We start from the raw sequence: 19,674 nt of genomic DNA on the forward strand, positions 1-19,674 counted from the left end.
GCGCGCACACTCCGCGTCTGAAAGGCCAGTTCGCGCAGTGCACCTGTTGATCCCTCCCCACCACCCCGGTCGGGTGGTCTTGCGCGCTACGGACGCAGCAGGGTCTTGATCGCACGCCGTTCGTGCATCGCTTTGTAGCCTTCGGCCACTTCTTCCAACGGCAGCTCCTGATCGAACACCAGCCCGGGGTCGATCGCCCCCGACAGTACGTCCGCCATCAGCTCCGGCAGGTACTGGCGCGCCGGGGCGACCCCGCCCGCCAGGCCGACGTTACGGCTGAACATGGTGCGGATCGGCACCTCGACGCCGTGCGGAACGCCGACGAACCCGACCGTCGAGCCGGCCCGGGCGATGTCGAACGCCGTCTTGAACGACTGGTCCGTGCCGACGCACTCCAGTACCGCGTCCGCGCCGACGCCGTCGGTCAGTTCCAGTACTGCGGCCTTCGCCTCGTCGCCGCGTTCGGCAATGATATGCGTGGCTCCGAACTCTTTCGCGATCTTCTGCCGGGCCTCATGCCTCGACAGCGCGACGACTCTCTCGGCACCCATCCGGACAGCAGCGAGTACGCCGCACAGCCCGACCGCGCCGTCGCCGACCACCACCACCGTGTCGCCGGGCTTCACCCGCGCGGCACGAGCGGCATGCCAGCCCGTGCCCATCACGTCGGACAACGTGAGCAGCGACGGGACCAGCGAGTCGTCCGGGACCTCCGGGGTCGCGACCAGCGTGCCGTCGGCGTACGGGACCTTCGCGTATTCGCCCTGGCCGCCGTCCGCGTCTTTCGAGCCGATGCCGACGATGTTCTGGCAGACCGACTGGTACCCGGCCAGGCAGTTCGGGCAGGTGCCGTCGCTGGCGACGAACGGGGTGACAACGAAGTCGCCCGGCTTGATTGTGCGGACGTCGGAACCGACCTCCTGCACGATACCGACGTACTCGTGCCCGATCCGGCTGCCGGGGGTGATCTTGTTCTCGCCCCGGTAGGACCACAGGTCGGAGCCGCAGATACAGCCGGCAACGATCTTGATCACGGCGTCGGTCGGACCGCTGATCACCGGGTCCGGCACCTCGCTGAGCCGGACGTCGAACGGAGCATGAATCGTGGTGGCACGCATGATCCCCACCTTATGTCCGAACAACCGTGGGGCCTGCCCCCGGGTTCTTCGGACGCAAGCACTGCCTCAGAGCACGGTGTAGCGGCCGCGGCGGTGGATGAGGGGTGGGATCTCGTCGGGGAGGAGTTCGACGTGGGCGATCTCGAGCTGGACCTGGAGCGCCCAGCCGACCTCGGGTGGATCCGCGTCAGCCAACCGGCAACCCGCCCAGGTGCTGACACCGACCGGGGCCGGGCCCCACTCGGTGTCGGTCCACTCGATCATCCGGAACGGACCACCCGGTGCCGGGGCCACGTAGCCGAAGGCGTCCGCGAGTTGCTGGTGCGGAGCGCCGAGCAGGCTGACCACCGCGGTCCTTGCCTCGCGCAACGTTTCCCAGAGGTCGGAGTCCGGGTCGATCAACCCGATCACGACCCCGGGGTCCCCGTCCGCCACCAGCATCGACGACACCGTCAGCCCGGCCCGCTTCCCGTCGTACGAGCTGGTCCAGAGGCTGACCGGCGACGGCAGCCGGCCGCGAAGCCGCCGGACCGGGCTGCGCTCCGATTCCGGCGGCAGGAACGGGTGCTCCCCGTGGATGGTCATGGTCTGGAGGTTAGCTCTTCGTTCGAACGCGATCGGGCAGGACGAAGGCGTCGAGGGGCTGGGCCAGCAGTCCGCTGGAGCCGCGCACGGACTCGACCCGGCCGTTGTCGTCGAAGGTGAAGCGGTACGACTCGCCGTACGAGCCGTAGCCGTTGCCGCCGGTGACGCGGAGCGAATCGCCCTCGACCTCAAGGGTCTGCGGTTCGGCGGCCGGGTCGGGTGAGGTCGGGTCGATCACGTAGAGGCGGCCGCCGAGCAGCGCGATGTCGTACACGCCCCAGAGGTTCGCGTAGCGGCCGGTGAAGCGGGCCTCGCCTTGGCCGCGATCCTCAGATTCGGCCAGGTCGATCAGCTTCAGCGCGGCCTCGGCGAGCTGCGCGGCGGAGCCGTCGATCGCGTTCGTCAGCACCGACACCGCGAGCCGCCGCTCACCGTCGACCAGTGAGCGGGTGATGTGACCGGGGTAGCCGCCGCCGTGACCGAACACGTCCCGCTTGCCGACCTTCGACACCTGCAGACCGAGCCCGTACCGCGGCCCGTCCTCCTCGCCGGTCTTCCACAGCGGGTGCTGCATCTGCCGCTTCGAGGCGTCCGTCAACAGCCGGTCGTCGCCGGGCAGGTGCGCGGAGAAGTAGGTGACGAGGTCACGCGCGTTGCCGTAGAACCCGGTCGCCGGAGCGAGCGCACGGGTGTCGACGTGCTCGATCGGGACCCGGTCGTCGGCATAGGAAAGCGAGCTGTAGCCGGCCGCGTACTCGTTGCTCCGGTTCGGGTCCAGCTCCGGGCCGAGTCCCGACAGCCCGAGCTTGTCGACGATCGCGCTCTGGACGTAGGAGTTGTACGACGTTCCCGCGGCCGCCTCGATCACCAGGCCCAGCAGGCCGTAGCCGATGTTCGAGTACTTGAACCGGTCGTTCTCCGGAATCACCGCGGACGCCGATTCCTTCAGCACCGCGAGCAGGTGGTCCCGGTCCGGGAAGCCGGTCGCGAGCTGCCAGAAGTCGGCCTCCTCGCTGTCCCGGGTGATCCCGCCGGCGTGGCTGAGGAGATCCCGCACAGTCCGCTCACCCAGCGGCGTACCGACGATCTCGGTGACGTGCTGGGCCGCCTTGTCGTCCAGCCGGAGACGGCCCTGCTCCACCAATTGGAAGGCGGCCGTCGCGGTGAACGTCTTCGAGTGCGACGCGATCCGGAACAGGTGGTTCTCGGTCAGCTCGACCTGCTGCTCGACATCGGCCAGCCCGTACGCCGCGGAGAAGGCGATCGCGTCGCCGGCGAAAACCGCCGCCTGGACCCCGGGGATCCGCTGGTAGCGCTGGTTGAACGCCAGCCAGCTGTCGTAGTACGTGAGAGCTTCGGTCAGATTCTGTGGGTCCAGGGCGTCAGGCATGACGCCTAGACTGAATGACGCGGAAGCGACTCGCAACGTAAGCCCCGTCGGTGTAGGTGGCGTTGGCGGCCGGGTTCGCGCCGGTGCCGTGGAAATCGCTGAAGGCGGCCGACTGGTTCACGAAGACCTGGCCGGTCAGGTTCTCCGACAGCGCGACACCCACCTCGAGCGCCGCCTCCCGCACCTTCTCCAGCGTCGCCGGGTCCGTCGAGTAGACCCCCGCGGTCATCGCGCCACCCTCGCCGACCGTCTTGCGGAACAGGTCGATCGACTCGTCGGTGTCCGCAGTTCGGACCAGGAACGAGACCGGCCCGAAGCACTCACGCCCGTAGACCTCCTCGTCCTTGCCGTCAATCGCGACCAGCAGCGGCGTGCGGACCACCGCGTCCTCGTAGGCCGGGTGCTTGATGCCTCGTGACTGCAGCACCACGTCGCCGTACTCCGGGGCCAGCTCGAGGCGGCTCACCACGGCCTGGTTGACGATGCCACCGAGCAGTTCCACCGCGCGCGCGTCGTCGCCGAGGAGCTTGCTGATCGAGTTCGCGATGCCCGCGCCGACCTCGTCGAAGGACTTGTGGCCCTCGTCCGTCTCGACCCCGTCGGCCGGGATGAAGAGGTTCTGCGTGGTGGTGCACATCTGGCCGGAGTACAGGGACAGGGTGAAGGCGAGGTTGTTGCAGAGCGCCTTGAACGAGTCGGTCGAGTCGATCAGTACTGCGTTGACGCCGGCCTTCTCGGTGAAGACCTCAGCCTGGGTCGCGTTCTGCTCCAGCCACTCGCCGAACTCGCTGCCACCGGTGAAGTCGATGACCTTCACCTCGGGGCGCAGCGCCAGCGGCTTGGCGAGCCCGTCGCCGACGTGCTCGGCGGCCAGGGTGACCAGGTTCGGGTCGAAGCCGCCCTCGGCGAGCACCTCGCGGGCGACCTCGACGGTGATCGCGAGCGGCAGCACGGCCAGCGGGTGCGGCTTCACCACGACTGCGTTTCCGGTGACCAGCGAGGCGAACAGGCCGGGCCAGGAGTTCCAGGTCGGGAACGTGTTGCAGCCGATGACCAGCGCGACCCCGCGGCCGACGACGGTGAAGTTCTTCTCCAGCCGGATCGGGTCGCCCTTGGCCGGCTTCTCCCAGACCGCCTCGGCCGGGTAGCGGTTCATCTCTTCGGAGGCGTAGGCGATGGCCTCGAGCGCACGGTCGAGCGCGTGCGCGCCACCGGCCTGGAACGCCATCACAAAGGCCTGGCCGCTGGTGTGCTGGACAGCGTTCGCCAGCTCGAAGACGCGCTTGTGCAGCCGGTCGAGGATCTCCAGGGTGACGCCGACACGGGTGTCGATTCCGGCCTTTCGCCAGTCGGACATGCCCTTCTTGGCAGCCGCGAGCAACTCGTCCAGGCCCTCTTCGACGGTTCGCGGGTACTGGATGTCCAGCTGGATCCCGTACGGCGACTGCTCCGTGGTGACCGTGCCGTTGGACCCAGGCGTCTCGAGCGGGTACGACGTACCGCGGTGCGCCTCGAACGCCGCCCTGCCGTCGTCGGCCGCCGTTTCGCCGTACACGCGCGGGCTGGGCGACTCCGGGAACGCCGAGTAGTAGCCACGGCTACGGATCGCGGCCAGCGCCCCGTCCAGGCGTTCGCGATGGGCGGCAAGCCAGTCGGTACGGGTCGGTGCGGTGGTCATCTGCGCGCTCCATGCTTGGTGGGCTCGGACTTACGGACAGCGTAGGTCGCCGCTGTGTCGTTGCGTCTGGGATGTTACAGTCCTTGACCAGATCGCCGATAGAGTGTCACAGCCAGTCCTTGTTGGGTGAACAGATGAGCGATGAGTTGGCCGCGAAGGTGGCTGCCGCCCTGTGGGCGGAGGACACCGCCAGCGCCACGCTCGGCATGCGCCTCGTCCGGGTCGCCGAGGGCACCGCCGTGCTCGAGATGACTGTTCGCGCCGACATGGTGAACGGCCACGGGATCGCGCACGGCGGCTTCGTCTTCACCCTGGCCGATTCGGCCTTCGCCTTCGCCTGCAACTCGCGAAACCAGGTCACCGTCGCGCAGGGTTGCGACATCGTCTTCATCGCGCCGGCCCAGCGCGGGGATGTGCTGGTCGCCGAGGCGCGGGAGCGGGCGTCGTACGGGCGGAACGGGATCTACGACGTGACGGTCCGGCGCGGCGACGACCTGATCGCCGAGTTCCGCGGTCGCAGCCGGCAGTTGTCCGGCACCGTGCTCAAGTCCGGCCCTGAGTCCTGCACAGAGTCCGGCTCTGAGTCCGGCTCTGAGTCCGACTCTGAGTACACCGTCATCGAGTCCGGAGTCGAGGAGAGTTCATGACCCGCGTGGCCTACCTGGCGGACGGCGTCCGCACCCCGATCGGCCGGTACGGCGGCGCGCTCGCCGCGGTGCGCCCCGACGATCTCGCGGCCCACACCGTCTCCTCTCTACTGGCCCGGCACAGCGAGCTCGACCCGGCCCTGATCGACGACGTGATCCTCGGCTGCGCGAACCAGGCCGGTGAGGACAACCGCAACGTGGCCCGGATGGCCTTGTTGCTGGCGGGTCTGCCCGAGACAGTGCCCGGCACCACGATCAACCGGCTCTGCGGGTCGGGTCTCGACGCAGTCGCCTCGGCGGCCCGGTCGATCATTGCCGGGGACCACGAGATCGTCGTCGCCGGTGGCGTGGAGTCGATGTCGAGGGCACCTTTTGTGATGCCGAAGGCAACGACCGCCTTCTCCCGGCAGGCCGAGGTCTTCGACACCACGATCGGCTGGCGCTTCGTCAATCCCCTGCTGCAGAAGCAGTACGGGATCGAGTCGATGCCCGAGACGGCCGAGAACGTGGCTGCGGAGTTCGGGGTGTCTCGTGAGGACCAGGATCTGTTCGCGTTGCGCAGCCAGCAGCGTGCGGCCAAGGCTGTCGCGAACGGGCGGCTCGCGGAGGAGATCGTGCCGGTGGCCGTGCCCGGCAGGCGGGGCGCCGTGACGACGGTCGAGGTCGACGAGCACCCGCGCGAGACCTCGCTGGAAGCACTTGCCGCGCTGAAGACGCCCTTCCGTGACCCTGGCACGGTCACCGCCGGCAACGCGTCCGGTGTGAACGACGGCGCCGCGGCCCTGCTGGTGATGAGCGGCGAGGCAGTCGAGCGGCTCGGCGTCACCCCGCTGGCCCGGATCGTCGGCACCGCCGCCGCGGGCGTCGCGCCCCGCATCATGGGCATCGGCCCGGTTCCCGCCACCCGCAGACTCCTCGAACGCACCGGTGTCGCGCTGACGGATCTCGGCGTCATCGAGCTCAACGAGGCGTTCGCGGCCCAGTCCCTGGCAGTACTGCGCGAGCTCGGCCTACCCGACGACGCCGAGCACGTGAACCCGAACGGCGGCGCCATCGCCCTGGGCCATCCCCTGGGCATGTCCGGCGCCCGTCTAGCTCTCACCGCCGCCCTGGAACTTCGCCACCGCGATGCCGGGTACGCGCTCACCACCATGTGCATCGGGGTGGGCCAGGGCATCGCGACCCTGCTGGCCCGCCCCTGAACTTCTCTGGAGGCGTTCGATGACGGACCGGTTCCTTGGCGAGGCCTGCCCGCCGGAGTTGCAGGACGACGGCGAACGGCTGTCCGTCGACGAGCTCCGGGCGCGGCAGCTGGCCGGGCTGCAGACGACGGTGCGCGCGGCGTACGAGAACGTCCCGCACTATCGCGCGGCGCTCGACAGCGTGGGCTTCGAACCGGGCGACCTGCGCTCGCCGGCCGACCTGAGCCGCTTGCCGTTCACCACCAAGCAGGACCTGCGGGACAACTACCCGTTCGGCCTGTTCGCCGTCCCGCGCTCCGAAGTCGTCCGCGTGCACGCTTCCTCCGGTACGACGGGACGCCCGACGGTGGTCGGGTACACGCGCGGCGACATCAACAACTGGGCGAATCTGATCGCGCGGTCGATCCGCGCGGCGGGCGGTCGGGCGGGCGACGTGTGCCACATCGCCTATGGATACGGGCTGTTCACCGGTGGGCTCGGCGCGCACTACGGAGCCGAACGCCTCGGCTGCACGGTGGTTCCGGTGTCCGGCGGGATGACCGAACGCCAGGTCGACCTGATCCGCGATTTCGGGGCGCGGATCATCATGGTGACGCCCTCCTACTTCCTCTCCATCCTCGACGAGATGGTTGCCCGTGGCATGGATCCGCGGGAGACCTCATTGCGGGTGGGCATCTTCGGCGCCGAACCGTGGACCGAGCAGATGCGCACCGAGGTGGAGAGCCGGACAGGGATGCACGCGGTGGACATCTACGGGCTGTCCGAGGTGATGGGGCCGGGTGTCGCGCAGGAGTGCGTCGAGACCAAGGACGGCCTGCACATCTGGGAGGACCACTTCTACCCCGAGATCATCGACCCCGTCACCGGCGAGGTGCTGCCGGACGGCGAGGTCGGCGAGCTGGTGTTCACGACGCTCACCAAGGAAGCCTTTCCGGTGCTGCGGTACCGGACGCGGGACCTGACCCGGTTGCTGCCGGGCACGGCCCGTCCCGGGATGCGGCGGATGGAGAAGATCACCGGCCGCACCGACGACATGATGATCGTCCGCGGCGTCAACGTCTTCCCGACCCAGATCGAGGAACAGATCCTGCTGGTCGACGGGCTGGCCCCGCACTATCTGTGCGTTCTGAGTCGTCCGAACCGCCTGGACGAGCTGACCGTCCAGGTGGAGGCCGGTCCCGATCTCCCCAGTGACTCCTATGCCTCGGCGGCCGGAACCCTGTCCCGTCGCATCAAGGACCTGGTCGGCGTCACCGCGGCTGTCGAGGTCCTACCCCCGCATGCCCTCGAACGCTCCCTAGGCAAGGCCAAGCGGATCAACGACCTCCGCAACGGCTGAACTGCCACTCAGATGTTCAGATCCTGCAGACGATCGGTGTAAACGCCGCAGACGAATGGTCCCGGCTGAGCACATCTGCGCAGAATCGCCGGCCATCGCTCTTCGAATCTGGCGACCTGCTGCGCCTTGGTGAGATTCGCGTTGGTCAGGCAGAACACACGGAGTCGCGATTCCGCCAGCGCTGCGCGTTCCAGCGGACGTCGTCGGATGGCGTCATCTTTGGTCAGGACCACCAGGTCCGCAGCATCGGCCCACGCAATCCATTCCGTGTCCTCGACCTTCCGCTGGCCGAACACCTGGACCTTGGTCAGCGCCTCGCAGCCGAGTTCGCGGACCAGAGCAGGAACGGCCAGTCCCCCCAGCCCGACGTCGATATAGAACCTAGGCGGCGCGGATATGAGGCCGGACAAGCGCCTCGACCTCGGTCGTCTCGATGCCGAACTCGTCGGCGATCACCTGATAAGACTCGCCGGCCCGAGCTAGGTCCACGACGTCTTCAACCCGAACCCCTGCCCGTTCGAGAATCGGTTGCCCGAAGGAGAACCTTGGATCCACGATCACCTGAGCACCGCGATAGGCCACCAGGCGCAGTCTGTTCGCATAGTCGTCCGGCGCCCAGCTGATCGGCTCCAGACCGAGCTCGACCACGCCCGCCAGGCCGCCCTGACTATCACGGATGCGCTCCCATGAGGGATCACGGCCCTCGGCCGTGATCTCCATCAGAAGATCCCGGCCGTCATGGGCCAGACGCTTCCAGGCCAGCGGATACGGCCGACCCACCTCGCTGCGCAATCTGATCGCCGCGTCGCGAATCGCCCGGAGCGAAAGGCCTGCCACGCGCAACTGCCGGAGCATGTGCGCTTCAACCACGCTGGCGAATGTCATGGTCGCCTGGCTTGAATGTTCGCGCTCAGCCGCCTGCAGAGCGCCTGTCTGGAGCCAGTAGCGGAGCGTCGTCGGAGGCAGCCCGAGATGCATCGCTGTCTCGGTCTTGGTGAAGATCGGCAGATCGAATCGTGCGTCCAAGCTCATCACCAGACCTTTCAAGTAGGTATGACTGCCGTCGGGGAACAGGATGCCAGTTCACGAGCCGCCGACGGGCGCTTCGTCCACAGGGTCAGGAGACCAGGAGTTTGGGGAGGGTCTGGGTGACGCCGGTGCGGAGGTCGGGCAGGGCTGTCTCGTCGCCGGCGAGGTTGCGGAAGAGGGCCTGCTGGAAGAGCCCGTCGAGCAACCCGTAGGCGGTGGAGGAGGAGACCGCGAGCGCACGACCACTCAGCTCGGCGTACTGGGTGACGATGCGCCAGATCATCAGTTCGAGGGTCTTGTCGATCTCCAGCACGTCCGCGCGAAACGAGTCCTCGAACAGGGCCTGGTTGCGCAGGTCGTACCAGAGCCGGTGCATCGACCCGTCCTCGTCGCAGGTGAGCGTCAGTGCGGCGCCGAAGGTCTCTCGCAACTGGTCCGCGGACTCCGCGGTCGCGACGATCTGGTCGTACCGGGTGACGCACTCCGCCTTGTACTGCTTTACGCAGTACGTGATCAGCTCGACCTTGTCGCGGAAGTAGTAGTGCAGCACGCCGTGCGAGAACTCGGAGTTCTGCGCGATCTCCCGCAGACTCGTCCGGGCGTAGCCGAGCTCGGACAGGGTGCGCAGCGCCGAGGTGGCCAACTGGGAGCGGCGCTCCGCGAACTTGTCCACCTGCCGGCGCGAGATCCGATCCGTCGCCTCGGTCATCGGCAACCTCCAGGGTTTCCAATGTCGAGTTTAGCCGGACAACCGATTTTCTTGACAGTTGTCCAGGAAAGTCTTGACGAGTGTCAAGACTTCCGTGACGCTGTGTCCATCGCCCGGTCACCGCACCTCACCGGTGATCGGGCACCCGCCGAGCGCGAGGAGGAGATGTCCATGTACGACCTGAGCGGACGGAAGGCACTGGTGACCGGGGGTGCCCGCGGTCTGGGCGCCGGCATGGCGGAGGCTCTGGCGAAAGCCGGCGCGGCCGTGGTGATCGCCGACATCCAGGAGGATCTGGGCAAGGAGACCGCCGACAAGCTGAAGGACACCGGCGCCACAGCGGCCTTCGTCGCGCTGGATGTCACCGACGACGCGAGCTGGGAAACCGCGATCAACGCGACCATCGAGGAGCTCGGCGGTCTCGACATCCTTATCAACAACGCGGGCGTCGAACTGTCCGGCCTGGTCGTCGACCTCGATCCCCAGGACGTCCGCAAGATGCTGGAGATCAACGTCCTGGGCACCGCGCTGGGGCTGAAACACGCGTTCCGGGCGATGCGCCCTGGTGGACCGGCGGGGTCTGGTGGCTCGGTGGTCAACATCTCCAGCGTCGCGGCGACGATCCCCTTCCCCGGTATCGGCGGGTATTCCGCGACCAAGTCGGCGGTGGACCGGCTCACCCGCGTGGCGGCGATGGAATCAGGCAAGCTGGGCTACGGCGTCCGGGTGAACTGTGTGTATCCGGGCCTGGTACCGACCGAGATGGGCATGCAGTTGGCGGCGGACATGGTCACCCTCGGGTTGTGGCCGTCCGCGGAGGCCGCCGTCGGTGACGTCGTCGGGCTGACCCCACTCGGGCGGCTCGGCGAGGTCGGCGACATGGCGGACGCGGTCGTGTTCCTGGTCTCGGACGCGGCCAAGTTCATCACCGGCGCGGGCCTGCCGGTCGACGGCGGAATGGGGATGTGAGATGAGCAAACCCGTCGTCGTGTACGGCGCGTCCGGCTACACCGGGCGGCTCGTCTGCGAATACCTGCGCGAGTTCAACGTCCCGTTCATCGCAGCCGGCCGGGACGCCCAGCGCATCCAGGAGGTGCTCGACAAGGTCCCCGGTATCGACACGGTCGACCATGAGGTCGTCGAGGTCGAGCACGAGGTGAGTGCGCTGACAGATCTGTTCCGCGGCGCCAAGGTGGTCAGCAACATGGTCGGCCCGTTCGTCAAGCACGGCCCGGACGTGGTCGAAGCCGCTCTCGCGGCCGGTTGCCACTACCTCGACACCACAGGCGAGCAGGACTGGCTGCTGGACGCGCAGAACGGATGGAGCGACAAGTACGCCGCTCAGGGGCTGCTGCTGGCACCGGGTGTCGCCCAGATGTACACGACCGGCGAGATCGCGGCGAACATCTGCCTGGAGACACCTGGGCTGGACACGCTCGACATCCTCGTGCTGTGGAAGGGTTTCCCGACCTACGCCTCGACCCAGACGATCTTCACCATCCTCAAGGCGGACTGGCACTACCTCGAGCAGAACGAACTGGTGAAGTGGGATCCGCTCACCACGTTCGAGGTGAACGTACCCGGTCAGCACGCGAGCGCGCTCGCGCTGCCGTGGGGTGGAACGAGTCATCCGGTGTGGTTCAAGAACGACCCACGGGTGGCGAATGTGAAGGTGGCCGGAGGGGTGTTCGACCGGGCTGTCATGGAAGGTGTCGTCGAGGCCGTCAAGATGGTGGAGAGCCAGATCAAGACGCTCCCCCTCGATCAGCAGGACGCGGCCCTCGGAGAGGTCGCGGCATCGGTCCAGGCGAGCATGCCGCCGCGGGAGAACCCGCGCATCAACACGTCCCTGGACTCGGTGCACGCCTCGGGACCACTCGGGCGCGCGCATTGCGTCATCCACGGCAACAGCAACTACAAGCAGACCGGCGTTCTGCAGGCCTACGCGGCGTACTCATTGCTCCAGCAGCCGCCGCGCCGGGCCGGGCTCGCGTCGGCCTGCCAGGCCTTCGGGCACCGCGAACTGCTCGGCGTACTACGAAGCTTCGGCCTCGTCCTCGAACCAGTCGTCACGGTTCATCACTAGCGGTCGGTCAGCGACCACTCAGACCAGGTGCGGGGGTGTCAACCCAAACCCCCGGGCAAGCCCCCGCATCTGCAGCCCGGCCGAGGGAGGCCCGCGTGCGGTTGTACGACTACCTGGACAAGGGCGCCTCGCTCGGTCCGGAATCGCCATGCCTGACGATGAATGGCACCAGCTTGAGTTATACCGAGGTGCAGGAGCTGTCGTTCCAGGTTGCGCGGGCCTTGCAGCAATCGGGGATCTCGCCGGGCAGCAAGGTGGCGATCCTGTCCGCCAACAACCCGATCTCCTTCGCGTGCGTCTTCGGCATCGCCCGCGCGGGTGCGATCTGGTGCCCGGTGAATCCGCGCAACGAGGCGGCCGAGAACCGCGAACTGCTCGACGCCTTCGACTGCTCGTGTCTGATCTTCCAGCGTGCGTTCCTGCCCTTGGTGGAAAAGATCCTGCCGGAGCTGCCGAAGCTGTCGCTGGTGGTCTGCCTGGACGATTCCTTGCCCGAGGTCACCAGCCTGGCCGCGTGGCTGGACGGCGTACCGGCTGATCCGTGGCAGGCCGAGGTGGTCGACGACACCGCGATGCTGGTCGGGACCGGCGGCACCACCGGGCGGCCGAAGGGGGTGGTGCTGACCGAGCGGAACCTGGAGACCATGTCGGCGATCACCCTGATGAGCTACCCGTTCACCGAGCGCCCGGTGTATCTCGCGCTCGCGCCGCTCACGCACGCGGCCGGCGTACTGTCCTTCCCCATCCTGACGCTCGGCGGCGAGATCGTGATCATGCCGGCGCCGGACCTCGCGGAGTTCCTCGCGCTGGTCGAGCGGCACCGGGTCACGCACACCTTCCTGCCGCCGACGCTGATCTACATGCTGCTCGCGCACGACGCCTTGCCTACAACGGATCTGAGCTCCCTGCGGTGTTTCTGGTACGGCGCCGCTCCGATGTCGGCGGCTCGGCTGGAGGAGGCGCTGGAGCGGATCGGTCCGGTGATGGCGCAGCTCTTCGGTCAGAGCGAGGCGCCGATGATGATCTCCACGATGGCGCCCGCCGACCATTTCCATCCCGACGGGACGCCGGCCGTCGAGAGGTTCACCTCCGCCGGCAAGCCGAGTCCGCTGACCCAGGTGGCGATCATGGCCGACGACGGCCGGCTGGTGGATCGCGGCGAGCGCGGGGAGATCGTCGTACGGGGGTCGCTGGTGATGGCGGGTTACTACCAGGACCCCGAGGCCACCGCGGCCGCTTCGCAGTACGGCTGGCACCACACCGGGGACATCGGGTTCCTCGATGACGACAACTACCTCTACATAGTGGATCGGGCGAAAGACATGATCATCACCGGCGGGTTCAACGTCTACTCGGCCGAGGTCGAGCAGGCCTTGATGTCGTATCCGGCCGTGCGGGACTGCGCGGTCGTCGGCCTGCCGGACGAGAAGTGGGGCGAACGAGTGACGGCCGTGCTGCAACTCCACCCCGGGCTGACCGTGACCGAGTCCGAGGTGCGGAACTATGTGAAGAGCCGCCTGGGTGCGGTGAAGGCGCCGAAGCAGGTCGAGGTCTGGAACGACCTGCCGCGCTCGAAGGTCGGCAAGGTGCTGAAGAACGAGGTCAAGGCGCGGCTGCTAAATCAGTAGGCGCGGGCCGGGCGGGGCGCTATGGTTCTGGTCGAGCGACGGAAGGAAGGTGAGGGCGATGTCGAGTGTTTCCGTCGTGCTGCCTGTCCGTCGCACCCGCGGCTGAGACTGGCGGCTCTGTCTTCACAGGAGCTGCAATGAACGTAGTGACCCGTCCGCCGCTGACCGCGGACGAGCGAACCCAACTCACCGGCTGGCTCGATCTGCAACGGTCGTTCGTGAGGATGAAGTGCGAGGGTCTGAGCGACGCGGACGCCCACCGCAAGTTGCTGCCGACATCGCCGCTGATGACGGTCGCGGGCCTCGTGTCGCATATGCGCTGGATCGAGTACTCCTGGTTCACCGAGGACCTGCTCGGCACTCCGGACACCGGCCAGACGCCGTGGACCGAAGACGGCCCCCGGAACGCCGAGATGCGCGTTGCCGACGGCGTCCCACTCGCCCGCCTGCTGGACCAGTACGACGAGGAGTGTGCCCGCTCGAACGAGATCCTGAGCGGTCTCTCCCTCGATGACGTGCAGAAGGCGAACTACGACGACGACGGTCCGGCCTCGGCCCGGTACGTCCTCTGCCACATGATCGAGGAGACCGCCCGCCACCTCGGCCACCTCGACATTATCCGCGAACTATTCGACGGCCACACCAGCTACAACAAGTAGCTCGAACCCGGGCGGCCTTCTGTTCGAGGGCCGCCCGGGCCGGCCTTCCCCGGGCAGATGCGCCGATCCGCAATTCCCTTGTCCACAAGGGCTTTTCCGAATCCCGAAGCGGCGACCTTGAACACCAAACAGGGACCGCGGACACGAAATAACATGTTCAAGGCCCCGACTACCTGTCCCAGGTCCCCACTCTTGGTCAGGGCCGCACCCACCCAGCCCTCCACGGCCCCCCCCCCCGCGCCGAAAGGCATCATCACGAACTACGGCTGTCGGACTAGAGCCATTCGCCGAAGGCAAGGGGTTGGCGGGTGCAGAGGTAGGTGGCCCAGTGGAGGGTGGTGGGAGTGTCGGTAGCGTCTCGGGTGATGCGGAGGAGTTCGCCTACTTCGCGGCCCGAAACGGTGCGGTAGAGGTCTTCGGAGATCTTCTCGAAGACCGCAGGGGCCTTCCAGGAGGGCAGGCCCGGGGCGGCGGCCTGGAGCTTGCCGTCCTTGACGGAGAAGACGAAGGGGTTGCCCTCGGAGAACCAGGTGCCCAGGATGCCGACCAGCTCGTCGGGGACCGAGGTGCCGGGGATCCAGGGGGTCGGGAGGGCCGGGTCGTCCTCGAGGACCTTGATGATCAGGTCGGTCGCGATCGTGGCGGGATCGGGGGACGAGGTGGTGTTCATCAGCGTGACCCCCGCGGTGCCGGACGGGCGGTGCACGAAGCTGCCGGTGATGTGGCCGGGCATGCCGCCGGTGTGACCGACGAAGACCCGCTCACCGCGGCGGAACAACATGAACCCCAGGCCGAACCCGAGCTGCCAACGGTCCACGTCGGCCATCGTCTGCGGCTGGCACATCTCGTCGAGGGTGTCCTTGGAGAGCACCTCGTCGGTGGGGTTCGCGATGAACATCATCCACCGGACGAGGTCTTCCGCAGTACTCGCCAGTCCCCCGCACGCAGCCATCGCGCCGATGTCGATCAGCGGCTCCTTGACCGGTACGTCGGAGAACGGTGGCACGTAGTACCCGGTGGCCGCGGGCCCGCCGTCCATGCCGACCGTCGTACGGCGCATTTCCAGCGGCTGCAGGATGCGCGCCTGGATCGACTCGTACCATGACCGCCCGTCGAGGCGGGCCACGATCTCGCCGAGCACCGAGTAGACCAGGTTCGAGTAGTGGAACCGGTGGTGCGGCTTGCCGATCCGCTCGGCCTCGTTCCAGCCCGCGATCAGCTCGGCGCGGTCCGGGAAGTTCAGCTGGTCCCAGACATCGCCGACGGGTTCGCGCTGCATGCCGCTGATGTGGCTGAGCATCTGCCGCACGGTGATTCCCTCGTGCTTGCTCTCCGGGATGAACTCCTGGACCTGTGCGTCCAGGCTGAGCTTGCCCTCGTCGCGCAGCGCCATGATCGCGACCGCGGTGAAGGTCTTGCTGTGCGAGGCGATCAGGTACTGCGAATCGGCGGTCGGCGGCACCCCCGGTGCGGACAGGTCGGCTGACCCCACCCCGTCGGACCAGGCCAGCGCACCGGATCGGGCGACGGCACCCACGATCCCGGGCACCCGGCCCTCGGTCTGACGTTCGGCGAGGATCCGGCTCAGGGCGGACTGGGTCTTGGCGGCGATCTCGGTCACCCGCCGACAGTAAGCCATCGGTGGGAGCTTGCGTCCGAAAGGCCGTTGGGCAGGCCCCTCACCTCTTCGGACGCAACCGAGCTGAGGGGTGGTGTGGGAGGCTGGAGTGGTGCGCATAGCGGTGCTGGGGCCTCTCGCGATGTGGGCGGCCGACGGGACTCCGCTGGACGTCCGCGGCGTCAGGTTGCGTGGGTTGCTCGCGCGGCTGGCCCTGGACGCCGGCCGTCCGGTGGGGATCGAGACGCTCGTGGACGGGTTGTGGGGCAGCGAGGCGCCGAGCGCCAACGCCCTGCAGTCCCTGGTCTCCCGGCTCCGGGCGGGTCTGCCCGCCACCGAATCGAGCATCTCGGTCCAGTCCGGCCCGGCCGGCTACACGCTGACCATCCCGCCGGAGTCCGTCGACGCGCTCCAGTTCGAGGATCTCGTCCGCCGGGGCCGGCGACTGCTGGCGTCGGATCCTGCTCAGGCCCGGGCGCTCCTCACCCAGGCCGAGCGGCTCTGGCGTGGCGACGCCCTGACGGACCTGCGGGATCTTCCCTTCGCCGGGATCGAGGCTGATCGGCTGGCCGAGCTCAGGCTGGGTGCGTCCGAGGATCTCGCCGAGGCCGCGGTGACCAGCGGACACGCGCGCGAAGTGACTGCCGAGCTCGAACGGCTCGCCGTCGCGCATCCGCTCCGCGAACGCTTGCACGAACTCCTGATCAGAGCCCTGTACGCCGATGGTCGCCAAGCCGAGGCACTCGCGGCGTACGAGAGGGTGCGGAGCACCGTGGCCGACGAGCTCGGCGCGGATCCGGGGACCAGGCTGCGTGAGCTGCATGTGCAGGTGCTGCGGGGTGATTCGATCGATCCGGCCGCGCGCGCCGTCGACCTGGCGCCGGTCCAAGCGGCCCCGAAGAGCAACCTGCGCATGCCTCTGACCAGCTTCGTGGGTCGCTCCGACGATGTCGCCGAGCTGATGAGGTTGCTGAACAACGGAACGCGCCTCGTCACGATGGTCGGTTCGGGTGGCGCCGGCAAGACGCGGCTGGCGACCGAGACCGGGCGCTCGCTGATGGAGCAGGGCGGCGACGGGATCTGGTTCGTCGAGCTGGCTCCGCTGGGCGACGCAGCTGATGTCGCGCCGGCGATGCTGACCGCGCTGGGCGCCAGCGAATACGTCGACCATCTCAAGACGACCCTTGCGCCGAAACACCTGCCGACCAGCCGCGCCGCGACGGAACGGCTCGTCGAGGTGATCGCCGACCGGCGGGTGCTGCTCGTCCTCGACAACTGCGAACATCTGGTCCAGGAAGTCGCCGCGCTGGTCGATTCGCTACTGGCGGTCTGTCCGCGGCTCCGGGTGCTGACGACCAGCCGCGAGCCTTTGAGCATCCCCGGCGAGTACCTCCATCAGGTGGGGCCACTCGGGCTGCCGCCGGTGGATAGCGTGGATGAGAGCTACCCGTCGGTCCAGCTGTTCGTCGACCGCGCCCGCGCGGTACGGCCGGACTTCACGATCACCGAAGGGAACCGGGAGGCGATCGCGGAGATCTGTCGGCGGCTCGATGGCATGCCGTTGGCGATCGAACTGGCCGCCGCCAGGTTGCGCGCGTTGACGCCGGTGCAGATCGTCGAGCGACTCGCGGATCGGTTCCGCTTGCTGACCAGCGGTTCGAGGACAGCTTTGCCACGGCACCAGACGCTGCGCGCTGTGGTCGAGTGGAGCTGGGAGCTCCTGGAGCCGGACGAGCAGGCAGTCGCACGACGCCTGTCAGTTTTCTCCGGCGGCGCGACCCTGGAGGCGGCCGAGCAAGTCTGCAGCGGTCCCGGCCTTCCACCCGAGGCCGTGCTCGGCGTACTGGCGTCGCTGGTCGACAAGTCGCTCGTCGAGGCGGCCGCCGACGACAGGTCCGTGCGCTACCGGATGCTCGAAACGGTCAAGGCGTACGGCGCCGAGCAACTTGCGGCCTCGGGCGAGTCCGCCGACGTGCGGCAGGCGCATACGACGTACTTCCTGCAACTGGCCGCACAGGCGGAGACCAAGCTGCGGACCGGCGAGCAGTTGCAATGGATCTCACGGTTCGACGCGGACAACGAGAACCTCCTCGACGCCCTGCGCAGCTCGGTCGACGCCGGCGATGCCGCCAACTCGGTCGAACTGGTCTCGGTGCTCGGCGAGTACTGGAACATGCGCGGCCGTCCGGCAGAGGCCATCACCTGGTTCGAAGCAGCGTTGGCTGTACCGGGGCCTACCAAACCAGTCACGCGGGCGGCCACCGTGCTGATGTACGCGATCGGCACGATCTCGGCCGGTGAGGATCTTCCCGCCTCGTTCGCGAAGGCCATCCGGTCACTCGCCGAGGTGCGGTGGCTCGGCCGACGGCATCAGGAGGTTCGCGGCTCCGCGGTCGGGCTGCTCACCAACGCGATCTGGGCGGCTGCCCGCCGCGACAAGCCGGCGATGGCCCGCGAGCTGGACGAGGCGCGGGGGGTGCCGGACCTGTGGACCCGGTCGATGGCGACGATGATGCAGGCGATGGTCAACGAGAACGAGGGCGAGATCGATCAGATGCTCGCCGATCTCGAACTGGCGATGGCTGGGTTCCGCGAGCTCGGCGACCGATGGGGCACCTCGCTGGCACTCCGGGGGATGGCGAGCTACCAAGGCGCCGTCGGCGACCATGCCGCCGCGCTGGCGTCCCTGACGGAGGCGTTGCGGCTGATCGCCGAGCTGGGCACCACGGAGGGCGTCCCGCAACTGTTGTCTTCCGGTGCGCTCAGCCGGGCCGAGCTCGGTGACCTGGACGGTGCACTCGCCGACCTGCTCCGGGCGCGGCAGCTGTCTGAGGAGACCGGCAGCCGGAGCGGGCAGTCGATCGCCATGGTCGGGCTGAGCGCGCTCGCGCTCCGACGCGGCGACTTCGACGAGGCGCACGAACGAGCCGAAGGCGCCTACGAACTGCTCGACCTGAGCGTCGGGCGGCTGGCCCCGCACGAGCACGCGCTGGTGATGGGGCAGCGTGCTCGGGTGGCGGTCGCGCTCGGCGATCTCCCCACCGCCCGCAAGCACAGTTGCCTCGGCCTCGACCTCGCACTGAGCAGTGACGACATGCCGCTGATCTCCATGGTGATCGAGAGTGCCGCCGAGGTCGATCTGCTGGCCGGCGATCCTGAACGCGCCGCCCGGCTGCTCGGCATCACCGCGGCTCTGCGCGGCCTGCGGAGCCGGCCGAACCTCGACGTACGCCGTACTGTCGAACGGCTCCGCGAGGCGCTCGGGTCCGACGGGTACGACGCTGCCTACGAAGCGGGCGCGGCGCTGAACCGCGAGGACGCGACCGCGGAGCTCCGTAAGGTGATCAGCTCGTCATGAGGGCGACGGCCAGGTCGCGCAGTGCGCCCTGGACCTGGTCCTCAGGTGGGCGTGGCTCTTTCAGCATCCAGTCGTACACGACGGTGTTCACCGCGCCGATGAAGCACAACCCCAGGAACCTGAAGTCCTTCGGCGCGATCTCCCCCCGGGCGACAGCGGTCTCGCCGATGTGATCCACGCACGAGACCAGCAACTCGCGGAACGCGATGCGTTGCTCCTCGATCGCGGGACTCGTGCCGACAACCTCCACGAAGGAGATCCGCGCCCGGCGCAGATCCGCCATGATCGCCTGCAGGTAGCCGTCGACGGCCGCGGTGATCCGCTCGCGGACCGGCGCGGCGGCGGTCCGCTCGAGCGCATCACCTGTACTACGGACTGCCAGCTCGATCACCTCGGCGTGCACCGCGAGCAGGACCGCCTCCTTGTTCCGGAACTCGTGGTAGAAGTGCCGGGTCGACACTTTCGCCTCTGCACACAGGCGTTCCACCGAGGTCGCCTGGTAGCCATCAGTACCGAACAGCTCCAGCGCGGCGTCCATCAGCCGTTCCCGTCGCGCCGCCTTCCACTCGTCCACCGAGCGTCCGGAATAGCGGCGTACGGAGGGTTCGCTCATTGCACCTCTTGTCGA

General features: G+C 68.1%; 17 protein-coding genes. 8 read left to right on the forward strand and 9 right to left on the reverse strand.

Features of this window, described 5'->3' with window-relative positions; translation table 11 throughout:
- Window positions 1-86 precede the first annotated feature (86 nt).
- The 4 genes from ABD210_RS14250 to paaN all read right to left on the reverse strand — a co-directional run bounded on the left by ABD210_RS14250 (window position 87) and on the right by paaN (window position 4,771).
- Entirely contained in the window at window positions 87-1,118 is a 1,032-nt protein-coding gene (locus ABD210_RS14250; protein ID WP_344111739.1) for a zinc-dependent alcohol dehydrogenase family protein, read from the reverse strand.
- A 66-nt stretch (window positions 1,119-1,184) separates the two neighbouring features.
- On the reverse strand, window positions 1,185-1,703 hold the full coding sequence (locus tag ABD210_RS14255) for a flavin reductase family protein (protein WP_344111740.1): 519 nt from the start codon (window positions 1,701-1,703) through the stop codon (window positions 1,185-1,187).
- A 10-nt stretch (window positions 1,704-1,713) separates the two neighbouring features.
- Entirely contained in the window at window positions 1,714-3,093 is a 1,380-nt protein-coding gene (locus tag ABD210_RS14260; protein ID WP_344111741.1) for a serine hydrolase domain-containing protein, read from the reverse strand.
- Window positions 3,086-4,771: a phenylacetic acid degradation protein PaaN gene (paaN, locus tag ABD210_RS14265; RefSeq protein WP_344111742.1), complete on the reverse strand. Its 1,686-nt coding sequence runs from the start codon at window positions 4,769-4,771 to the stop codon at window positions 3,086-3,088. The genes ABD210_RS14260 and paaN overlap by 8 nt, the downstream gene beginning before the upstream one ends.
- A 134-nt stretch (window positions 4,772-4,905) precedes the next feature.
- On the opposite strand from paaN, the gene paaI reads away from it, so the two are divergent.
- From paaI to paaK, 3 genes are read left to right on the forward strand one after another with little or no spacing between them, the layout of a single operon-like run.
- Complete coding sequence (paaI, locus tag ABD210_RS14270; protein WP_344111744.1) at window positions 4,906-5,418, forward strand: hydroxyphenylacetyl-CoA thioesterase PaaI; 513 nt, start codon at window positions 4,906-4,908, stop codon at window positions 5,416-5,418.
- The gene (pcaF, locus tag ABD210_RS14275; RefSeq protein ID WP_344111746.1) at window positions 5,415-6,620 is read left to right on the forward strand and encodes a 3-oxoadipyl-CoA thiolase; all 1,206 of its coding nucleotides are present in this window, start codon (window positions 5,415-5,417) and stop codon (window positions 6,618-6,620) included. The genes paaI and pcaF overlap by 4 nt, the downstream gene beginning before the upstream one ends.
- 19 nt (window positions 6,621-6,639) lie before the next feature.
- A complete protein-coding gene (gene paaK, locus ABD210_RS14280; RefSeq protein WP_344111747.1) occupies window positions 6,640-7,959 on the forward strand; it encodes a phenylacetate--CoA ligase PaaK in 1,320 nt (439 codons plus the stop codon).
- A gap of 8 nt (window positions 7,960-7,967) precedes the next feature.
- On the opposite strand, the gene ABD210_RS14285 is transcribed toward paaK, so the two are convergent.
- From ABD210_RS14285 to ABD210_RS14295, 3 genes are all read right to left on the reverse strand, one after another.
- A complete protein-coding gene (locus ABD210_RS14285; protein WP_344111749.1) occupies window positions 7,968-8,369 on the reverse strand; it encodes a PIN-like domain-containing protein in 402 nt (133 codons plus the stop codon).
- A complete protein-coding gene (locus ABD210_RS14290; protein ID WP_344111750.1) occupies window positions 8,341-8,991 on the reverse strand; it encodes a DUF433 domain-containing protein in 651 nt (216 codons plus the stop codon). The genes ABD210_RS14285 and ABD210_RS14290 overlap by 29 nt, the downstream gene beginning before the upstream one ends.
- 85 nt (window positions 8,992-9,076) lie before the next feature.
- Window positions 9,077-9,697: a TetR/AcrR family transcriptional regulator gene (locus ABD210_RS14295; RefSeq protein ID WP_344111751.1), complete on the reverse strand. Its 621-nt coding sequence runs from the start codon at window positions 9,695-9,697 to the stop codon at window positions 9,077-9,079.
- 102 nt (window positions 9,698-9,799) lie between these two features.
- Here ABD210_RS14295 and ABD210_RS14300 point away from each other — a divergent pair, with 102 nt between their 5' ends.
- The 4 genes from ABD210_RS14300 to ABD210_RS14315 all read left to right on the forward strand — a co-directional run bounded on the left by ABD210_RS14300 (window position 9,800) and on the right by ABD210_RS14315 (window position 14,070).
- Window positions 9,800-10,666, forward strand: coding sequence for an SDR family NAD(P)-dependent oxidoreductase (locus tag ABD210_RS14300; RefSeq protein WP_344111752.1), 867 nt, complete (start codon window positions 9,800-9,802; stop codon window positions 10,664-10,666).
- 1 nt (window position 10,667) lies between these two features.
- Window positions 10,668-11,783 carry a DUF5938 domain-containing protein gene (locus tag ABD210_RS14305; protein WP_344111754.1) on the forward strand — a complete coding sequence of 372 codons (1,116 nt, stop codon included), beginning with the start codon at window positions 10,668-10,670 and terminating at the stop codon, window positions 11,781-11,783.
- A 95-nt stretch (window positions 11,784-11,878) separates the two neighbouring features.
- Window positions 11,879-13,411: an acyl-CoA synthetase gene (locus ABD210_RS14310; protein WP_344111756.1), complete on the forward strand. Its 1,533-nt coding sequence runs from the start codon at window positions 11,879-11,881 to the stop codon at window positions 13,409-13,411.
- A 137-nt stretch (window positions 13,412-13,548) separates the two neighbouring features.
- On the forward strand, window positions 13,549-14,070 hold the full coding sequence (locus ABD210_RS14315; RefSeq protein WP_344111757.1) for a DinB family protein: 522 nt from the start codon (window positions 13,549-13,551) through the stop codon (window positions 14,068-14,070).
- A gap of 274 nt (window positions 14,071-14,344) precedes the next feature.
- Here ABD210_RS14315 and ABD210_RS14320 read toward each other — a convergent pair whose 3' ends face one another.
- Window positions 14,345-15,691 (reverse strand): serine hydrolase domain-containing protein, encoded by a 1,347-nt coding sequence (locus ABD210_RS14320; RefSeq protein ID WP_344111758.1) that lies wholly within the window; start codon window positions 15,689-15,691, stop codon window positions 14,345-14,347.
- Between the two features lie 106 nt (window positions 15,692-15,797).
- Here ABD210_RS14320 and ABD210_RS14325 point away from each other — a divergent pair, with 106 nt between their 5' ends.
- Window positions 15,798-19,046, forward strand: a complete 3,249-nt coding sequence (locus tag ABD210_RS14325) for an ATP-binding protein (protein ID WP_344111759.1) — start codon at window positions 15,798-15,800, stop codon at window positions 19,044-19,046.
- Here ABD210_RS14325 and ABD210_RS14330 read toward each other — a convergent pair.
- A complete protein-coding gene (locus tag ABD210_RS14330) occupies window positions 19,033-19,659 on the reverse strand; it encodes a TetR/AcrR family transcriptional regulator (RefSeq protein WP_344111761.1) in 627 nt (208 codons plus the stop codon). The two genes, ABD210_RS14325 and ABD210_RS14330, sit on opposite strands and share 14 nt — an antisense overlap.
- Window positions 19,660-19,674 lie beyond the last annotated feature (15 nt).

Source organism: Kribbella alba (genome assembly GCF_039529635.1).
In the GTDB taxonomy this organism is placed as follows: domain Bacteria; phylum Actinomycetota; class Actinomycetes; order Propionibacteriales; family Kribbellaceae; genus Kribbella; species Kribbella alba.